This window comes from Micromonospora tarapacensis (genome assembly GCF_019697375.1).
GTDB lineage: Bacteria > Actinomycetota > Actinomycetes > Mycobacteriales > Micromonosporaceae > Micromonospora > Micromonospora tarapacensis.
This window is the reverse complement of sequence record NZ_JAHCDI010000004.1, coordinates 625458-645105: the sequence shown is the minus strand read 5'-3', so window position 1 is coordinate 645105 and position 19648 is coordinate 625458. Positions and strand designations below refer to the sequence as shown.

Here is a 19648-nt window from a genome sequence, read left to right as displayed (position 1 = left end):
GCCGCCGACCCTGGTGCGGTGTCCAGACACTTCACCGGCCGCGCCGGACCCCGGCGAGGAAACGGTCGAACAGTGCCCGGGGCTCGGGACCGTCGTGCGGGTCGAGATGGTGGAGGTCGCGCCGCCTGGCGGTCGTTCGTCCGCTCCGCCAGGCGCGCCTGACCCGCGTACCCCTGACAAGGCCCCACGGCACGGGGCCTCGTCAGGGGTACGAGTGCCGGGCACTTCCGGCAGGCCGGGTCTATCCCGGTTGGGGTGTTTCGCCAGGAAGATGCGGGGAATACCGGGCCACTCCGTTTGAGTAGCCCGGCCGGAAAGGCGTACCCGATGAGCGCAGACCACGCCCGCACTCTCGTGCCGGCCGACCCGTGGCCCCTGCCCCGCGAGGCCACGGTCGCGGACCACGTCGTGCAGCGACTCGCCTGCTGGGGCGTCCGCCGGTACTTCGGCTTCCCGGGCGACGGCATCAACGGCATGACCTCGGCCCTGCAACGCACCCACGAGCTGGCGCAGTTCGTCCAGGTGCGCCACGAGGAGACCGCCGGGTTCGCCGCCTCGGCGCACGTCAAGTACGGCGGCGGGCCGATCGGTGCGGTGCTGGTCACCAGTGGGCCGGGTGCCATCCACGCCCTGAACGGCCTCTACGACGCCAAGCTGGACCACCAACCGGTGGTGGCGTTGGTGGGACACACCGCGCTCACCGCCGAGGGCGGCGGCTACTACCAGGAGGTGGACCTGCTCGCCCTCTACAAGGATGTCGCCGCGGCGTTCCTGGCCCAGCTCGACCACCCGTCCCAGGTCCGGCACCTGGTGGACCGCGCCTGCCGGACGGCGCTGGCCCGGCGCACCGTCACGGCGCTGGTCCTGCCGCTCGACGTGCAGGACCTGGACGCGATGCCGAACCCGCCGCACGCGCACGGCTACTACCACACCAGCAGCGTGCCGAGCAGTGGCCCGACGGTGCCACCGGAGGCGGACGTCCGGCAGGCCGCCGAGGTGCTCGGCAGCGGCGAGCGGGTGGCGATGCTGGTCGGCCAGGGTGCCCTCGGCGCCGAGAACGAGGTACGCGAGGTGGCCCACCGCCTCGGCGCGGGGGTGGCGACGGCGCTGCTCGGGTTCACCGCGGTGGACCACCGGGAGCCGTGGGTGACCGGCGCCATCGGCCTGCTCGGCACCCGGCCCAGCTGGCAGCTGATGAACCAGTGCGACCGGCTGCTCATCGTCGGCAGCAACATGCCGTACTCGGAGTTCTACCCGCCGCCGGGCCAGGCTCGGGCGGTGCAGATCGACCACGACGCCACCCTGCTCGGTCTGCGCTACCCGACCGAGGTGAACCTGACCGGCGACGCCGCGCCCACCCTGCGGGCACTGCTGCGCGAGTTGGGCCCGGGGCGGGGCCGACCCGCTGGCGGCAGACCATCGCCGGGGCCACCGCCGCCTGGCGGCAGTCGCAGCGCGAGCTGGCGGAGCAGCAGGCCGACCCGGTCAACCCGCAGCTGCTCTTCGCCAGCCTCAGCGAGCGGCTGCCCGACGACGTGATGCTCGCCGTGGACTGCGGCACCACCACCGCCTGGTACGCCCGGCACCTGAAGGTCCGGCCGGGAATGCTGGCCAGCCTGTCCGGCACCCTGCTGTCCATGGGTGGTGCCATGCCGTACGCCCTAGCGGCCAAGTTCGCCCACCCCGACCGCCCGCTGGTGGCCCTGATCGGCGACGGCGCGATGCAGATGAACGGGATCAACGAACTGATCACGGTGGCCAAGTACTGGCGGGGCTGGGCCGACCCGCGGTTCGTGGTGCTGGTGCTCAACAACCGGGACCTGGCGTTCGTCAGCTGGGAGCAGCGCTCGACCGAGGGCACGCCGATGTTCCCGGACAGCCAGCAGTTGCCCGACATCGCGTACCACCAGTGGGGTGAGGTGCTGGGGCTGCGCGGCGAACTGGTCGACCACCCCGACCAGGTGTCCGACGTCTGGGACCGGGCACTGCGCGCCGACCGGCCCACCGTGATCAACGCGCTGGTCGACCCGGCCGAGCTGATGATGCCTCCGCACTTCACCGTCGACCAGGCCCGCAAGACGGCGGCGGCGGTGCTGCGCGGCGACACCGACTGGGCCGGCATCGTCCGCCGCGGCCTACCCAGCGTGGTCACCACCTACCGCCCCCGCCGCACCCGCTCCTAACCCCACCCACCCCACCCACCCCCACCCCCAGCCCCAGCCCCAGCCCCAGCCCCAGCCCCAGCCCTGTCGATCATGAGGTTAGCGGGGCTTTTCGAGATCGAACTCCCCGCTAACTTCATGATCAACGGAGTGAGAACGGGGGTGGGGTGGGGTGGTGGTGGGTGGGTGGGGTGGGTGGGTCAGCCTCGGGGTTGGAGCCAGGGGTGGGGGTGTCGGCGGCGCGGCGGCGGTCGGTGGTGGTGAAGGGGTCGCGTTCGGCGGGGCGGCGGGGGTGCCGACCAGCTCGCGGCTGGGTGCGGTGAACGCCTGCTCCGGCTGGCCGTCGACAGCGGTGTCGATGATCCGCGCGACCGCGTCGATCACCCGGGCCTGCACCGCGGCGCCGACCGAGTCGGTCGGATCGTCGGGGTTGGCGGCGATGCCGGCGACCGCAACCTGCGGGGTGAACCCGACGAAGCTCTCCGTGGCGGCCCGGTCGGAACTGCCGGTCTTGCCGGCCACCGGACGGCCGTCGAGGATGCGGTCCACGCTGGTGGCCGTGCCGCCGTTGCACTGCCCGAACGCCGACTGCTGACCGACCGGGCAGCGAGCCGCGTCGGTGGCGGCGCGGGCCACGTCGGGGTCGAGCGCCTCCCGGCAGGACGGGTCGCCGACCGGTAGCCGCTGCCCGTCCGGCGCGGTCACCGACACCACCGGCACCGGCGCGCAGTACGTCCCCTCCGCGGCCACGGTGGCGTACGCGTTGGCCAGGTCGAGCGGAGTGGTCGCGGCCACCCCGAGCGTGAACGCCCCCCAGTCGGCCGCGTCGTTCTCGGCGAAGTCCGCGTCGGACGAGGCGCGGAAGGTGATGCCGAGCCGCTGGGCCATCTCCACCACCTTGTCCGGGCCCACCTGCTCGGCCAGCCAGACGAAGTACGTGTTCACCGAGCGGCCGAAGCCGTCCCACATCATCCGGTAGCCGTCCATCCACTCCGGGTTGGCGTTGGCCGGGCACCACCGGCCGTCGCAGCTGCTCTCCCCGTCGGCCGGATACCGGGTGGGCAGCCGGCTGGGCGCGTCGAATCCGGTGGCCAGCGGCCGGCCGGACTCCAGCGCGGCGAGCATCGTGAACAGCTTGAACGTCGAGCCGGCCTGGTAACCGGCGACACCGCCGCCGCCGGAGATCAGCGGATTGACGGTGTTCGGGTAGTTCACCTGCCCGTCGGGGTTGTCGTCGAGGCTGTAGTGCCGGTTGACCGCCATCGCGAGGACCCGGCCGGTGCCGGGTTCGACCGCGGCGACCGGCAGGGCGCGCGGGTTGTCGTACCCGTAGACGGCGGTGGCCTGCTCCTGTGCGGTGGCCTGCACCTGCGGGTCCAGCGTGGTGACCACGGTGTAGCCGCCCCGGCGCAGCGCCTGCTCCCGCTCCTCGACGGTGTCGCCGAACTCCGGCTGGGCGATCCACCAGCGGCGCAGGTAGTCGCAGAAGAACCCCCACCCGTCGCCACCGCCGGCGGTGGCGGCACAGCCGTTGGCCTGCTCGCTCGGGTCCAGGGTCAACTCCTCGGCCTTGGCCTGGGCGGCCTGCTCGCCGGTGATCGCCCCGGTCTCGGCCATCGCGTCCAGCACGTACCCCCGCCGCACGAGCGCCGCCTCGGCGTCACCGTCGATCGGGCTGTACGCCTCGGGCGCCTGCACCAGGCCGGCGAGCAGGGCCGCCTCGGCCAGGGTCAGCTCGGCCGGCGTCTTGGCGAAGTAGCGCTGACTCGCGGCGGCGATCCCGTACGCGCCGGAGCCGAAGTACGCGATGTTGAGGTAGCGGTTGAGGATCTCGTCCTTGCCGAGGCGCTGCTCCAGTGCGTTGGCGTACCGGATCTCCTGGATCTTGCGCACCACCGTCTGCTCGGTGGCGGCGTCCCGCTCCTCGGCGGTGCGGCTCGGGTCGGTCTTGAGCACGTTGCGCACGTACTGCATGGTCAGCGTGGAGCCACCCTGCTCGGTGCCGCCCTCGGTGACGTTGGTGACCAGGGCGCGCAGCATGCCGCGCAGATCGACCCCGCCGTGGTCGTAGAAGCGCCGGTCCTCGGCGGCGACGATCGCCTGCCGCATCACCGGCGCGATCTCCGCCAGCGGCACATCCGTGCGGTTCACGTCGTAGAACGTGGTGATCAACGTCTTGCCGTCGTTGGCGTAGAGATACGACCGCTGCGGGGTGGCCGGGGTCCGCAGCGCGTCCGGCAGCGCGGCGTAGTTCCCGAGCGCCGACTGCGCGGCGAAGCCGAGCAGCAGGTTGCCCGGGAGCGCGACGACCGCCAGGACCAGGCCGGCGAGCACGCCGGCCAGCACGACGGTGAACAGCCGCGACAGCGGCGTAGGGGTGGCCATGGTCCCCAGGATTGCCGCGAATGCCACCTTCCGGCCACCACAATCGCCCGGTTGTCAGGCAATTCACCGTCAGTTGCCAGCCGACTCCGCGCTGGTCAGCCGCCGAACAAGCGGTGCCAGCTGATGAAGCCGGGCAACAGGAGCACCGCGCCCACCAGGGACAACGTGGTCATCCCCAGCGGTAACCGGGCACGGCGCAGCGCGCGACGAAGATACTCCTGCCGGATCTCCTGCTTCTCCGCCTCGCTGAAGTCCCGGTCGATGTAGAGGTCGGCCTCGCGCTCCGCCGCCTGGAACAGGTGCGCCGCCCAGGTCATGAACGCGGCGGCGACCACCCAGAGCGCCGAGTCCAGCGCCACCTTCGCGGTGGACATCTGCGGGTCCGGCGGGCCGGTCGACACCGAGGTCAGCATGTTGATCCCGGCTCCGGCGAACAGCCCGGCCAGGAAGTTCAGCGTCGACGGCGCGGGGATCGCGGCGCTCACTGCGTCGGCTCCGTCGGCTGTTCCGGCCAGGGCAGGTCGGGCCAGGCCGCGCCGCAGATCCGCCGGCCCAGCCCGTCGACGCGCTCGAGCAGATCCATGCTGACGTCCCGGTCGAGTTCGGCGGTGAGCGCGGCCAGCTCGGCCCGGAAGTCAAGCAGCTCGCGGATCGCTCGCTGCACCGCCGGCGTCTGCATCGGGCCGTCCCGCTTGGCGATCCGGTCCCGCAGAAAGCTCTCGATCTGCTCGGCACCCCGCCGCCATGCCTGCAACTGGCGCTCGGTCAGCGGCACACCGATCACCGTCGGGATGGTCTCCGGCGCGACCAGTTGCTCCCGGGGCTCCGCCGGTTCGGGTCGTCCGTGGTTGAGCACCTCACCGTAGAGCTTCAGGCTCTCCAGTTGCACGATGCGCCAGACGATGTCGGCGAGCTGCGCGGCGACGAACGGGATGCGCAGTCGCTCCTCCGGGGCGCTCGGCAGCAACGTGGGCGCCTTCATGTCGGTGCGGGTGCGCTGGAACAGCATCTGAAGGTGTTCGCGGGTGACGCTGGCGGCCTCCGTGCACAACAGGTTCGCCTCCAGCACCTGCGACAGGTCGATCTCGCGACCCGCGACGGTCCACTCCCGCTCCCGCCCCATCAGCCAGGTGTGTGCGGTCTGCATCGCCGGCCGCATCGGCATCCCGGCGCGGACCAGGGCGCTGAGACACATCGCGGTGGTGGCCTCCTCCCGGTTCCAGGTGCCCGTGCCGCTGCGCCACCAGTTGTCGAACGGCCCGCCGTCGGACACCCGGCGCAGCAGCCAGTTGCCGGCGTCGCGGACCACCGGGTGATCGACCCGCAGGTTGGCCTGGCACAGGCCGAGCACCACCCGGGCCGTCACCCACGGCACCCGCGCCGGGTAGAAGTTGCCGTCGGCCTCCTGGGCCCGGGCCGCCACCTCCACCAACTGGTCGATGCGGTGCTGATCCCGGAACCGGGCCGGCGCCGAGCCCTCGAACCCCAGCAGCAGACCCAACACCCAGTTGCGGTACATCCGGTCGCTGTCCACCTCGTCGGCGGTCATGCCCGCCAGGTGCGGCGCCCCGTTCAGCAGCGCGTCCTCCTGGGCCATCGACCGCTGGATCTCGGCGAAGTCGGCGACGTCGGCGGTCACCGCACCCACCGGCTCGGGCAGCGTGCACCCCGGGGCGTCGTAGGTCCACCGGGCGCGGACCCGCTCGGCGATCGCCCACCACGCGTCGTCGTGGTTGAGCTGATGCAGGGCGCTGGCGGCGAAGACCGCGGCGCCCAGATTGTCGCCCCAGGTCGGGTCGTCCGCGCTGCGCTGGCTCAACGAACGCCCCAGCCGGATCAGCGTCTCCCAGGTGGTCAGCAGGTAGAGGCGGTCCCGGCGGACCTCGTCCGGCGAGATGAGGCTGTCCAGCCGGCCCAACGTCGCCTTCATCAACCGCTCGCCGCCGCGCTGCAGGTGCGTCCAGACGATGCGCTCCGGGCGACGCCACCGCCGGTCGGCGTCCCACTGGTTGCGGGCCCGGTTCATCACCAGCTGCGCGCGCCGCCGCGACCCGATCTGGTAGGCACCGTCGATCTGGTACACCAGCCCGGCATCGCGCAGCTGCTGCAACGGCTCGCGCAGGTGCCCGGCCTCGCGCACCGCCATCTGGAGCTCCAGCACCCCCAGGCAGGCCAACCGGTACAGCGCCTCCTGCTGACCCGCCCCGGTCACCTCGCGGGTGTAGTACTCCTCCAGATCCGCCTCCGTCGGCACCCGACCCAGCGTGCCGGACAGGTCGATCGCGGTCAGCGCGATGTGCGCGTCGTCGCGCGCCAGATCACGGATCCTCGGCCGGCGTGCCTCGTCGATGTCGCTGTCCACCAGCAGCTGGCTGACCAGCTCGCGCCCCTCCGCCAGCACCGGGGTCAGCGCCCGCGTCGGCTCGCCCCGCCGCAGGATCTCCGCCGCCGACTTCCAGCTCGTCGCCAGCACCTGCAGACGCAGGCCGAAATCGCTGCGCAGCCGCTCCAGGCAGTCGAACAGCTCGTTGCGCACCGGCAGGTTCGCGTGCAGGTTCTCCAGCACCAGCAGGTATTCCCCGCTGCTGCTGCGCTCCTGCTCGAGCATCGCCAGCACGATCGACGCCGGCCCGTCCGCCGGGTCGCTCAGGTTCAGCCAGACCACCCCGTCGCCGCCGGCCAACCGCTGCTCCACCACGTTTGCCACCAGCGCCGACTTGCCGCAGCCGTGGTCGCCGACCACCACCACGTCGTGCCCGGCCTCCAGCATCTCGTCGACCTTGCTCGAACCCGGCGTGATCCGGTGCAGCCGGGCGTAGTAGTCCATCGTGGTCTGATTCGGCAGTTGCGCGTGCCCCACCCGCTTGGGCCGCCACCCCGCGCCCAGCGGCTCACCCCACTCGGCCAACGCGTAGCTGAGCAGCACCAACGGGGTGACGCCGACCGACATCGAGGCGCTGGCGACCCGCACCGCCGCCTCGGAGAGCCACACCTGTAGCGGCTCGGCCGGTGCGTCCACCCGCACCACCAGCCCGTGGACCCCGCCGGCGAACTCGACGGTCACCTCGGGAAAGACGTGCAGGGCCGCCCGCCGGCCCTCGGGCAGCGACGCCTGGGCGAGCAGATCCTGACGCGCCGCCCCGAGCACCTCGAAGGCGTCGGCATCCGGGCTGAGGGCACCGAGGGCCTTCCAGCCACCGGGCGTTCCATCCGGCACCGGCGCATCCCCCCTCCGGCGGCTCACCCTGGGTCAACCGGCAATCACCAGGACATCTTGATGCTAGCCGCCGGACCGTCCACTGTCGTCGGCGGACAGCGCGGCGCACAGCCGGAGATACTTCGTGCGGACCAGTTCGCCGTCGACGTCGCCGACGTCCGCTTCGGAGAGGGTGAAGCCGCCACGGCCGAACACCGTACGAACGTCGTCGGCGTCGCCCAGGTCATGGCTCTCCATCCGGGAGGCGTACCGGCGAACCGCCGCGGACAACTCCTCCAACTGCACCGAGAGCAGCCCCCGCCAGCTGGCCGCACGCTCGCGGAAGCGCAGCTCGAAGTCGTCGACCAGGTCGGTCACCCGGTGCCGGTCGTCCGGCTCGTCCGAGCTGGGCCACTCGTTGCCCGGGTGCAGCCGGACGGTGGTGACCACCGTGCCACCCTGGCGCAACAGGGCCGACCAACTCCCGATCACGGTGGCCGCCACGGCCCGGTCGAAGCGGGTCAGGAAGGCATCGGCGACCACCAGATCGAACCGGCCACCCGCCACCAGACTCCGCACCGTGTCCGGGCAGGTGATGTCGGCCTGGTGCACCTGGATCTCGGTGCCCAGTTGCTGGGCGTACCAGTGGCAGGCCAGCAACGGGGTCTGGCACTTGTCCACCACGTGCACGTCCAGTTTCCGGGGCAGGTCGCCGGTGCCCGACCTGATCGCGTCCAGCACGAAGGCAAGCGTCGTGTAGTCGGCGGTGCCGCTGATCAGCACCCGCCGGGCACCGCCGCGCACCGCGTCGGCCAACCGCCGGGTGTAGAACTCCGCGTGCCACTGCGGGCTGCTCACCATGTCGAACAGGCGGAGATACTGCCAGGCCGCGTGGTACCACGAGCAGTTGACGCTGTCCTGGTGCGACGGGCCGCACGACATCGGCGCCATGGCGTACAGCATGTTGGCCGAACGGAGCAGGGAGCGGGTGAGTTCCGGCCCGGGCGGGCGCTGCTGCTCGCCGGCCGGGACCCGGCCCATCAGGGTCTCCCAGAGCAGCCGGGCCTGCTCGACCTCCTCGGATTGCCGGCTGACCACCCAGGACACCGCACCGTCACGTCCGATCTCCTGCCGCACCACCACCTGGCGGTCGATGAGCCACATGTCGGTCATCGGGACCTGGGCGGCCTCACCGCCGATGCGCACCGCCACCTTCACCGGATGCAGGTCGTGCGCGCGGTCCTCGTCCACCTGGCGGTCGACGTCGTCGCTGCCCACGCCCTCACCGGGCACCAGATACATCCGGCGGACCGTGGCGTGCTGCGCCAGTTGCCGGAACACCGCCCGGGAGAACAGGTCGGCCGGCCGGCCGACGGCGGAGTACGGCACGATCTGGCACAGCTCACGGTGCACACCCGAGGCCAGGCCGTGGATCAGCTCGTCCACCGCCGCGCCGGGCAGCCGTACGCGGTCCGCGTCGGTGCCCTCGTACGACGCCCGGAAGAACAGGTTCGCCCGGCGGGCCCGTTCGATCAGCTCGGCGGGCGACACCCTCGCCACGGCGCTGTCCGGGTCGGTCGTCCCGGTCGGCTCGGTCATCCCGGCTCCTCCCTCAGTGCCGCGACGCCGTGACGACCAGGTGGCTCCCACCTGGCGCGGGCAGGGCGTCGCGGACCTGCCAACCCGCGTCCCCGACGGCGGCGATGACGTCATGGGGGCGGAACCTGCGGGACTGGAAACAGCGGATGCGGTGCCCGGCGGGCAGCACGCCGCCACCCACCTGCACGGGTCGACGCAGCACCGCCTCGCCGACCACCACGCCGTCCTTCCAGCCCAGCACGAATTCCAGATCGGCCTCGTCGAGGCCGGCGGCGAGCAGTGGCTGAAGCGCCGCGGCCCGGAATTCCGGTGACCGGTACGGCGCCAGGGCCGCGACCGGCGACGGCTCGTCGGCCGGGCCGAGGGCGACGCTGAGCAGCAACACGTCACCGGGGCGCAGCGCGGCCCTGATGTTCGCCAGTGCGGTCACCGGCTGCTCGACGTTGCCCAGGGTGTGACCGAGCAGGCAGCTGATCACGGGCTCCGGCCCCGGTCGCCACCGCTCCACGCCGCGCGAGGTGCCGCATTCGATGTCCCACACGTGGGAGTCAACGCTCATCCGGTCACCGGCGAAGCGGGCGAGCCGGGCGCAGGCGATGTCCAGCAGGGTCTCGCTGAAGTCCAGTGCGAGATAGCGCTGGCAGGGCCGGCCCCGGTGGGCCAGCCGGGTGAGGAATGCCCGGCTGCGGCCACCGTTGCCCGGCCCGATCTCGGCCACCGTGAGCGCGTGGGCGGCCACCACACCGGCGGAGACCAGGGCGTCCGCCTCGTGCCGGGCGGAGGCCAGCATGCTCAGGTAGTCGGCGGAGCGGGCGTAGGTGTCGTGGGTGTAGGCGGCGCTGCCGGCGTAGGCGAACTTGAGTGGCACCTGGCCGGACCGGATCGCTCGCACCGCGGCCGCCCGGTGCGGCTCGCATTCGAAATAGGGATGCGTGGGGCGGTGTGTCGGTGCGGAAAACGTCGGCGAATCGGTGCACGGCGAGGAAGACCGAAGGGTCGTGTTGCCACCCGTCATGCCGCATACGCGTGTCGCCTCTGCCACAACGTCCTCCGACGAGGTCAGGGCCTGCCGCCGATTACCCAACAATAGGTGTTGGCCACAACCGTCCGCATCCTTCCGGGCGCCACCATTTCGCGATCTGCAATCCACGCGCCAACCAACCAAGTAATTAGCACAGAGGAAGGACAAAGAGATCCTTCAATCAGTCGAGCTTATTTGGGCCGAACGGACGATGGGTTGCGGTTCACCGCGACTGGTGGTCATCGTCCACCGCGTCCGGCCGCCCGCTGCGGTGGCGCAGCTGGGCCACCGCGGCGCGGGCCGCCGTGGTGAAGGTGGTGGGTGTGAACACGTGCCGCTGCCAGTCGCCCTGTAGCCCGCCGATGTCGTCCACCCCCTCCTCCACCAGCAGCACCAGGTACTTGCGGTAGGCGAGCGCCGCCCCCTTCTCCTCGATCAGCCAGGCGCTCGTGGCGTACTTCTGCCCGGCTCCGGCGAACGGCCGGGCGCGGGTCATCAGCGACACGAAGAACTCGCACCCGCGGATCCGGTTGAGCACCGCCGCGCCGACGTAACCGTCGGCGCCACGCCCGGTGACCACCGTGAAGCCCTGGTCCTCCAGCAGGCCGGTCAACCCCCGCACATAGCCGTCCTCCTCCTCGAAGCGGTACGACAGGAAGACGCTGCCGCGGGCGACGGCCGGCCGCACCACGCCCGTGCGCGCCCGTTCCAGGCTGCGGGTCTCGTCGACGTCCTCCACCAGCTGTTCCAGATTGTCGTCACCGCTGTCGGCCGCCATGTCGCGCATCCGGTCGAGCAGCCGGTCGGTGCGCGAGCGGCCGGTGGCCAGCAGCCGGAACTCCCGGCACTTGATCAACATCGCCTCGGCCTCGGCGGCCAGCATCTGCGCCGGAGTCCGCTTGTCGAGGGTGTACAGCTCCTTCAGCCCGACCCGCTCACCGCGATAGAACACCGACGCCTGTTCCTCCACCACCGCCTGGTCGACATGCAGCACGACGGCCATTCCCGCCGCCGACCAGCCGAGCGCCAGCTCACCGGTGCGGGCCAGGCCGGTCGACAGCGGGTCGACGATCACCACGTCGAAGGCGTTGTCCGCGGTGCCGCGGATCGCCTCGTCGAGACTTGCCGCCACCACCACACGCTCCACCAACGGGCTACCGGTCAACTCCTGGTAGAGCCGTCCGGCGGCGACACCGGAGTCACACAGCAGCACGGTCAATCGGGATAACGCAGGCACGACATGAACTCCATGAATGTCTCACAGGTGGGAAATGAGCACCCATGGTGGCATGTTGATGAACGGCAACACCTCGGCGAAATGTCCGCCGACAATGGCCGAACGGCCCCGCCGGTCGTCGACCCGGCCCCGAAAGAGCTGATCACATGTTTTCGCGACACCACCGCGAAGGAACGCCACCCACCGATGGCATGGCGGCCGGTCCGGAATCCGACAGTTTCGCGGCGGGATGCCGCCGATTCCTGATCGGCGGCCGGCGTCATTCTCGAAACCGGCCGGCGGTCAGGCCGCGCCCAGCGGGCCGGCGCCCCCGGCCCGATCGGGCCGCCGGGTCCGGCCGTGGCGACGCTGGCGCTGCCGGCGTCGCGGAGGATCTCCCGCGGCATCAGGCGCCCCGAACGGTACGCGATGCCGATGCCGGCGATCAGCACGAAGATCGCCCCGAAGGTCTGCAACGAACCGATCAGCGCCCCGCCGAGGCCGAGCAGGGGGCTGGCGATGATCAGCATCGTCCCGTCCCCGATGCTGAACATCCCCGAGCGGGCCACCGCCCACCCGGCGAGCAGCCAGCCCACCGAGTAACAGGTCGCACCGACCAGCACCAGCGACCGGGCGGTCGTGCCGAAGACCGAGGTCTGCTCGGACAGACCCGCGAAGGGCAGCATGAGCACGGTGCCGGCGATGCCGACCAGCAGCCCGGCCACTGCGGCGTGGCGGCTGCGGGTGGCGGCGAGCAGGCCGGTCAGCCCGAGCAGCGCCAGCAGGCCGAGCCAGACCGCGGCCACCCAGCCGATCAGGTACAACGCCCGGCCGTCGGCCGGGTAGGGGTCGTTGCCCACCCCGCCGTCGCTGGCCATCGCCACCGAGCCGTAGAGGATCGCGTACGCCGGCAGCAGCCAGACCGCGGCGCGGGCCAGCCGCCGCAGCGACCAGGCCCAGCTGGCGTTGGTGGCCGGCCCGGGCGGCGCCGGCTCGTCGACGAAGGGAAGGACGCCGAAACCGCCGCCGGTACGTCGGGTGCCGAGCGGCCCGCCAGGGTCGTGTGCCCCGGGCACCTCCGGCGTGGACCACAGCCGCCTCACCGGTTCCATCCGTCACCTCGCTCATCCGCGAGTGGTGCCGGGACGCGCCGAGGCGCCCCGATGCCTGGTCACCACCCGTCTACCAGCGATGGTGGCAGGCACCGAAGCGCCTCATGAGCAATTCTCGTGTTTGTCGAGGCGCCGGGCCGCCCGCCATCCGGTCTCGGTGCGGGTCACGCCGGTCCGGACCGGCTCCGGCTCAGCCCCGTTCGCGCTGGTCGGAGGTGTCGTTCACCAGGCTCGCCGGTGAGACCGGCTCCGGGGCGGGCAGCCCCTGCGGCGCGTTGCCGCCGCTGGCCTGCGCCTCGGCCACCCGTACCTCGTTGTGGATCTCCGCTGCCGCCGCGGCGGCGGCCTGCGCGGCCTCGGCCGCCTCCCGCTCCACCGCGGTGGCGTCGTCGGACGCCTCCTTGCTCGGCGCGTCGCCGACCATCTGGCTCAACCCGCCGAGCGCCCCGCCCATACCCTCCAGCGCCTTGGTCAGCTCGGCCGGCACGATCCAGACCTTGTTGGCCGTGCCGTTGGCGATCTGGGGCAGGGCCTGGAGGTACTGGTAGGCGAGCACCTTCTGGCTCGGGTTGGCCTGGTGGATGGCGTCGAACACCTTACGGATCGCCTTCGCCTGGCCCTCGGCCTGCAGGATGCGGGCCTGCCGGTCACCGTCGGCACGCAGCACGGCCGCCTGCTTCTCACCCTCGGCAGAGAGGATCTGTGACTGCTTGTGCCCCTCCGCGTTCAGGATCGCGGCACGGCGGTCCCGCTCGGCGCGCATCTGCTTCTCCATCGAGTCGCGGATGCTCGGCGGCGGCTCGATCGCCTTGATCTCGACCCGGGTCACCTTGATGCCCCACCGGCCGGTGGTCTCGTCCAGCACGCCGGAGAGGTGCCGGTTGATCTCCTCACGGCTGGTGAGGGCGCGCTCCAGGTCCAGCGAACCGATCACGTTACGCAGGGTGGTGACGGTGAGCTGCTCGATCGCCTGGAGGAAGTTGGAGATCTCGTAGGTGGCCCGGACGGAGTCCACCACCTTGAAGTAGAGGACGGTGTCGATCGACACGACCAGGTTGTCAGAGGTGATCACCGGCTGCGGCGGGAAGCTGACCACCTGCTCACGCATGTCGACCTTGGTGCGCACCGCGTCGACGAACGGGACGAGGATGTTGAGCCCCGGGTTCAGGGTGCGCTTGTACCGGCCGAGCCGCTCGACCACGTCCTGGCGCTGCTGCGGCACGATCCGCACCGACTTGGCCAGAGTGATCACCGCAATCAACGCGACGGCTATCAACAGGACGGGGAACACGAATTCCATCCGTTCACCTTTCCGCTTCGGGTAGCTCACCGGGCGTCGTAACGTCCCGCCAGACCAGGGCTACCGCTCCCTTGACCTGGATAACCTGCACCCGTTCACCGGGTGCCAAAATCTGGGTGGCATCGTAGGCGCGGGCGCTCCATATCTCACCGTCGATCTTGACCATGCCCTGGTCGGCACCGACCTGCTCCAGCACCAGGGCGGTCGAGCCCTCGATCGCCTCGATCCCGAACGCCGTGTCGCCGCTCTCCAGCGCGGTCTGCTTGTGCCGCTGGATGATCGGTCGCGCGGCGAACACCGTCAGCGCGGACACGACGGCGAAAACCACCGCCTGTACGGCCACCGGCGCACCGAGCGCGGCGGCACCGGCGGCGGCGAACGCCCCGACCGCGAACATGATCAGGAACAACGTCGCGGTGAAGATCTCAGCGACCGCTAATACCACACCCAGCACGATCCACAACACGGCATCCACAGCTAGATCGTGACACGGCAATGCACGTGTCATCGAACTGTCATGATCGTAGGCTCATGACAGCCACCATCGAGGGAGAGTTCGTGTCCCTACGTCCCGAAACCGCCCGGCAGGTCGACGCCCTGGTGGCCGACGCACAGTCCACCGGCCACGTGCCGTCACTGGTCGTCGGAGTGGTCCGTGAGCGCGGGCTGACCCACCTGGCCACCGCCGGGACACATCCGAGCCCCGCCGGCGACCTGCAGTACCGGATCGGTTCGATCACCAAGACGATGACCGCCGTGCTGGTCATGCAGGAGCGCGACGCCGGCCGCCTGGCGCTGGACGACCCGCTGCGCCGGCACCTGCCCGAGGCTGCCGCGGCCGGCCCGGTCACCCTGCGACAACTGCTCGGGCACGCCGGCGGCCTGCAACGCGAGCCCGACGGGCCGTGGTGGGAGCGCAGCGAGGGCGTCGACCTGGCCACCCTGGTCGCCGGGTTCGGCGCCACCAAGATCGCCTACCCGCCGCACCGCGCCTTCCACTACTCCAACCTGGCGTACGGGCTGCTCGGCGGGGCACTGGAGCGGTTGACCGGGACGCCCTGGGCCCAGTTGGTGCGGGAACGGATCCTCGCGCCGCTGGGCATGCTCCGGACCACGTACGCGGCCACCGGACCGTTCGCAGCGGGCTACGTGGTGCACCCGTGGCACGACACGCTGCGGGAGGAGCCGCGTACCGACACCCGGGCGATGGCCCCCGCCGGGCAGCTCTGGTCCACCACCACGGATCTCGCCCGCTGGGCGGCCTTTCTCGCCGACCCGGACCCGGCCGTGCTCGCGCCGGCCACCCTCGACGAGATGTGCGCCCCGGTGGTCCTCGGCGACCTCGACTCCTGGCGCGGCGGGTACGGCCTCGGGATCCAGCTGACCCGGGTGGGCGACCGGATCTACGCCGGGCACGGCGGCTCGATGCCCGGATACGTCGCCGTCCTGGCCGTGCACCGGCGCAGCCGCACCGGTGTCGTCGGCTTCGCCAACTCGTACGGCTTCCGCACCGGCGGCATCGGCACCCTGGGCCACCAGGTCCTGACAAGCGTGCTGGACGCCGAGCCGGCGCCGGCCCGCCCCTGGCTCCCGGCCGACGCCCCGCCCCCGGCCGACGTGGCCGCGCTGGCCGGCCGTTGGTGGTGGATGGGCATCCCGCTCGACGTGAGCTGGGACCGGACCACCGGGGAACTGGTCGGCGCCCTGCGCGGCGAACGGATCAGCCGCTACGCGCCGGACGGGCCGGATCGCTGGCGCGGGCGCAGCGGCCCCGAGGACGGCGAGGTGCTGGCCGTGTTGCGGGACGAGGCGGGCGGCCCGGTCGCCCTGGACATCGCCACCTTCGTCTTCACCCGTAGCCCCGACGACGAGCCCTGACCTGCCCGCCCGGCCGCGCCGGTCACGGCGCGGTCGAGCTGATCACGACTGTCTCCGGGGCCGGTGGCGGCGGGCCGGGCCGGGGGCGGGACAGGCGGCGGACCGCGGTGTTGAGCACGGCGATCAGCGGCACCGCGACCAGCGCCCCGACGATGCCGTCGAGCACCACCCCGGCGGTCACCGCCAGCACCACGGGCAGCGGGTGCAGGGCCACCGCCCGACCCATGATCCACGGCTGGAGGATGTTCCCCTCCACCTGCTGGACCACGATCACCGCGCCGAGGATGATCAACGCGGTGACCCAGCCACCGTCGACGAGGGCGACCAGCACCGCGACCGCCCCGGACAACGTCGCGCCGACAATCGGGATGAACGCGCCGAGGAACACCAGTGCGGCCAGCGGGAAGGCGAACGGCACGTCGAACAGCACCAACGCGATGCCGATGCCGACCGCGTCGATGAACGCCACCAGCACGGTGGCCCGCACGTAGGCCACCAGGGTCAGCCAGGAGGCGCGGCCGGCGTCGTTCACCCGCCAGCGGGCGGCGACCGGGAACGTCCCGACGAGGAACAGCCAGATGCGATCCCCGTCGCGGAGGAAGAAGAACATCGCGAACAGCACCAGCAGGGTGCCGGTGAGCATCTCGACGACGGTGCCCGCGGTGGAGATCGCACCGCTGGTCAACGACTGGCTGTTCTCGTTGATCCAGTTCTGCCCGGCCTCGATGTACTTGTCGAGTTGCCCGTCGGAGAGATTCAGCGGCCCGTCGCGCAGCCAGTCCTGGATCTGCCCGATGCCGGCCGCGGCGCTGGCACTCAGCTCGGGCAGTCCGGCGATGAACTGGTTGACCACCAGGGTCAGCGTGCCGACCACGGCGGCGAGCCCGCCGATCAGCACCACCGCGGTGGCGAGCGTGCGGGGGAACCGGGCGCGCAGCAGCCAGCCGACAGCCGGCGCCAGCAACGCCGCAAGCAGCAACGCCACCAGCAGCGGGACGATGACGATGCGGACGGCGCCGACGAACCGCAACAACGCCCAGCCGACGATCCCGATGACGATGAGCCGCCACGACCACGCAGCGGCGATCCGCAGCGCCCTGGGCACGTCCGCATCGTCGCGGCTGGTCGTCGACGCCGGACCGCCGTCACCCGTCGGCCCCGAGGTCTCGAGCGCCAGTCCGGCGATCGGCCGGTCGGCCTCCTCGGTGCGCGCCGCCCGCCGGGCGCGCTCCCGCTCCTGGGCCGCACGCAACGACTCGCGGCCCGCCTCGTATGCCTGACGCAGCCGCCGCCCCAGCCGCTCGGACCGGCTCAACGCGAGTACCCCCGGGGGATGGTAGGGATCAGGTTGTCCACCGTAGCGGCCCAGGTTGCCGCGCGCGCGGGCGCCGGATCATCCCGGCTCGGTCACGAAGTCGATCAACCGTTCCATCGCGTTGATCAGGGGTGTCTCCACGTCGGCGTAGCTGTCCACCCTGGACAGGATGTGTCGCCACATGGCAGCCGGCTCGGCGACGCCGAGCGCGGCGCAGACGCCCTCCTTCCACGGCCGCCCCGGCGGCACCACCGGCCACGCCGCGATGCCCAGCGCCGCCGGTTTCACCGCCTGCCACACGTCGACGTACGGGTGGCCGGTGACCAGCACGTGCGGCGAGTTCACCCGGGCCACGATCCGGCTCTCCTTGGAGCCGGGCACCAGGTGGTCGACCAGCACGCCGAGCCGCCGCTCAGGCCCGGGGCCGAAGTCGCGTACCTCGGCGTCGAGGGCGTCGATGCCGGACAGCGGTTCCACCACCACCCCCTCGACGCGCAGGTCGTCGCCCCAGATCCGCTCGACCAGGGCGGCGTCGTGGACGCCCTCCACCCAGACCCGGCTGGCCCGGGCGACCCGGGCGCGCACCCCGTCGACCGCGACCGAGCCCGACGCGGTGCGGCGGCGGGCCGCCGGCACCGGAGGGCGGGTCGGGCGGCGCAGCGTGACCGGGCGACCGTCGAGCAGGAACGCGGCCGGCAGCAGCGGAAAGTTGCGCCGCCGGCCGTGCCGGTCCTCCAGGGTGACCGCGCCGGAGTCGAAGCCGACCACCGCGCCGCAGAATCCCGAGTCGGCGTCCTCGACCACGAGATCCGGTTCGGCCTCCACCTCGGGGGCCACCTTCCGCCGCCGCCAGTCCCCCGCCAACACGTCATCGCCATACCGCCGTCCCATCCCGCCACGCTAGTCCCACCCCACCCCACCCCCAACACCCCCACCCCACCCCCAACACCCCCACCCCACACCCACCCCCGCCCACCACCCGTTACCTTTTTGATCGTCCCCAGCCGGGGACTGCTCGGTCGCTCGGTCCGGTATGACTTACTGCCCCTGTCGCATGCATGATCCGGGGGGTGTTGTCGCCGGGCCGGGTGGCGTCGGCGGACCGCTGATAGGGACCCGACCACCCTTCGTGGGTAGGTCTCTCCGTAACGTGGCTGCCGGCAGTCCGACGCTCTGACCAGCGGCCGAGCCCATGTTGGACATCGTGGGAGACGAGACGTGACCAACGAGTACGGCGTGTTCCTCGGCCTGGACGTCGGCAAGAGCGACCATCACGCGGTCGCGTTGAATTCGGCGGGTAAGCGGCTGCACGACGCCGCGTTGCCGAACACCGAGGCCGGACTGCGGAAACTGTTCGACAAACTCGGCAGGCACGGCCGGATTCTGGCGGTGGTGGACCAGCCCGCCTCGATCGGGGCCCTGCCCGTCGCGGTCGCCCGGGCCTGCGGACACCAGATCGCCTACCTGCCCGGCCTGGTCATGCGCCGGCTCGCCGACCTGCACCCCGGCACCGCGAAGACCGACGCGCGCGACGCCTACGTGATCGCCGACGCCGCCCGGACGCTGCCGCACACACTGCGTCGCGTCGACGCCGGCGACGACACCCTCGCCGAGCTGGAGATGCTGGTCGGCTACGACGACGACCTCGCCGGTGAGGTCACCCGCGTCGCCAACCGCATCCACGGCCTGCTCACCCAGATCCACCCGCCTCTCGAACGCGTGCTGGGCCCAAAAGTCCAGCACCAAGCCGTCCTGGAGCTGCTGTCGCGGTGCGGCGGCCCGACCGGGCTACGCAAGGCCGGCCGGTCGAAACTCGCCGAGATCGTCACGCCGCGTGCGCCACGGATGGGCACCCGCCTCGTCGAGCAGATCTTCACCGCCCTGGACGCCCAAACCGTCGTCGTCCCGGGCACCACCGCCGCCGAAACGATCCTGCCCAGACTCGCCGACAGCCTCCGTGACCTGATGAAACAGCGTGACCAGATCGCCGTCCAGGTCGAGGAGATGCTCGATGCACACCCTCTTGCCGAGGTCCTGATCTCGATGCCCGGCGTCGGGATCAGGACCGCAGCCCGGATCCTGCTCGAAGTCGGCGACGTCACCTCGTTCCCCACCTCCGGTCACCTGGCCGCCTACGCCGGACTCGCGCCGGTCACCCGCCGCTCCGGCACCAGCATCCGCGGCGAGCACCCACCCAAGGGCGGCAACAAGCACCTGAAACGCGCGTTCTTCCTGTCCGCGTTCGCCGCGCTTTCCGACCCGCTGAGCCGGGCCTACTACGACCGGAAGCGCGCCGAGGGCAAGAGACACAACGCCGCGCTCATCTGCCTCGCCCGCCGCCGCGTCGACGTCCTACACGCCATGCTCCGCACCCGCACCCCCTATCAACACAAACCGGCAGAAAAACTCGCCCTCATCGCTTGACAAAGACCATAGGGACACCCCCCCGCCGCCGATCATGCAG

The 19648-nt window shown here is 71.6% G+C and carries 11 protein-coding genes and 3 pseudogenes; 3 read left to right on the top strand and 11 right to left on the bottom strand.

The genetic code is table 11. From position 1 onward, the window contains the following. The first annotated feature begins 327 nt into the window (after nt 1-327). Nucleotides 328-2183: pseudogene (locus tag KIF24_RS08975) on the top strand (thiamine pyrophosphate-requiring protein). A 258-nt stretch (nt 2184-2441) separates the two neighbouring features. Here the strand turns inward: KIF24_RS08975 and KIF24_RS08970 are convergent. The 9 genes and pseudogenes from KIF24_RS08970 to KIF24_RS08930 all read right to left on the bottom strand — a co-directional run. Then, nucleotides 2442-4547 (bottom strand): annotated as a pseudogene (locus tag KIF24_RS08970) (transglycosylase domain-containing protein); the annotation flags it as partial. 95 nt (nt 4548-4642) lie between these two features. Continuing rightward, a complete protein-coding gene (locus KIF24_RS08965) occupies nt 4643-5032 on the bottom strand; it encodes a hypothetical protein (protein WP_221083626.1) in 390 nt (129 codons plus the stop codon). Continuing rightward, nucleotides 5029-7764 carry a prenyltransferase/squalene oxidase repeat-containing protein gene (locus tag KIF24_RS08960; RefSeq protein ID WP_221083625.1) on the bottom strand — a complete coding sequence of 912 codons (2736 nt, stop codon included), beginning with the start codon at nt 7762-7764 and terminating at the stop codon, nt 5029-5031. Before KIF24_RS08960 ends, KIF24_RS08965 begins: the two co-directional genes overlap by 4 nt. A 63-nt stretch (nt 7765-7827) precedes the next feature. Then, a complete protein-coding gene (locus KIF24_RS08955; protein ID WP_221083624.1) occupies nt 7828-9342 on the bottom strand; it encodes a class I SAM-dependent methyltransferase in 1515 nt (504 codons plus the stop codon). 13 nt (nt 9343-9355) lie between these two features. Then, entirely contained in the window at nt 9356-10210 is an 855-nt protein-coding gene (locus KIF24_RS08950) for an L-histidine N(alpha)-methyltransferase (RefSeq protein WP_221083623.1), read from the bottom strand. A 376-nt stretch (nt 10211-10586) separates the two neighbouring features. Next, nucleotides 10587-11600 carry a hypothetical protein gene (locus KIF24_RS08945; protein ID WP_221083622.1) on the bottom strand — a complete coding sequence of 338 codons (1014 nt, stop codon included), beginning with the start codon at nt 11598-11600 and terminating at the stop codon, nt 10587-10589. 302 nt (nt 11601-11902) lie between these two features. After that, a pseudogene (locus KIF24_RS08940) lies at nt 11903-12691 on the bottom strand (hypothetical protein); the annotation flags it as partial. Nucleotides 12692-12881: 190 nt separating this feature from the next. Then, on the bottom strand, nt 12882-13991 hold the full coding sequence (locus KIF24_RS08935) for an SPFH domain-containing protein (protein WP_221083621.1): 1110 nt from the start codon (nt 13989-13991) through the stop codon (nt 12882-12884). 4 nt (nt 13992-13995) lie between these two features. Further along, nucleotides 13996-14466 carry an NfeD family protein gene (locus KIF24_RS08930; protein WP_221083620.1) on the bottom strand — a complete coding sequence of 157 codons (471 nt, stop codon included), beginning with the start codon at nt 14464-14466 and terminating at the stop codon, nt 13996-13998. An 83-nt stretch (nt 14467-14549) separates the two neighbouring features. Between KIF24_RS08930 and KIF24_RS08925 the strand changes: the two genes are divergently transcribed. Beyond that, on the top strand, nt 14550-15869 hold the full coding sequence (locus KIF24_RS08925) for a serine hydrolase domain-containing protein (RefSeq protein WP_221087256.1): 1320 nt from the start codon (nt 14550-14552) through the stop codon (nt 15867-15869). 22 nt (nt 15870-15891) lie between these two features. On the opposite strand, the gene KIF24_RS08920 is transcribed toward KIF24_RS08925, so the two are convergent. Beyond that, nucleotides 15892-17184, bottom strand: coding sequence for an AI-2E family transporter (locus KIF24_RS08920; RefSeq protein WP_230415402.1), 1293 nt, complete (start codon nt 17182-17184; stop codon nt 15892-15894). A gap of 78 nt (nt 17185-17262) precedes the next feature. Next, nucleotides 17263-18075: a DUF3097 domain-containing protein gene (locus KIF24_RS08915; protein WP_221083619.1), complete on the bottom strand. Its 813-nt coding sequence runs from the start codon at nt 18073-18075 to the stop codon at nt 17263-17265. Between the two features lie 327 nt (nt 18076-18402). On the opposite strand from KIF24_RS08915, the gene KIF24_RS08910 reads away from it, so the two are divergent. Beyond that, nucleotides 18403-19608: an IS110 family RNA-guided transposase gene (locus KIF24_RS08910; protein ID WP_221083618.1), complete on the top strand. Its 1206-nt coding sequence runs from the start codon at nt 18403-18405 to the stop codon at nt 19606-19608. Nucleotides 19609-19648 lie beyond the last annotated feature (40 nt).

Coding starts and splice junctions, on each gene's coding strand:
- KIF24_RS08955 (WP_221083624.1), bottom strand. CDS start 9,342: ATGACCGAGCCGACCGGGACGACCGACCCGGACAGCGCCGTGGCGAGG.
- KIF24_RS08915 (WP_221083619.1), bottom strand. CDS start 18,075: ATGGGACGGCGGTATGGCGATGACGTGTTGGCGGGGGACTGGCGGCGG.
- KIF24_RS08935 (WP_221083621.1), bottom strand. CDS start 13,991: ATGGAATTCGTGTTCCCCGTCCTGTTGATAGCCGTCGCGTTGATTGCG.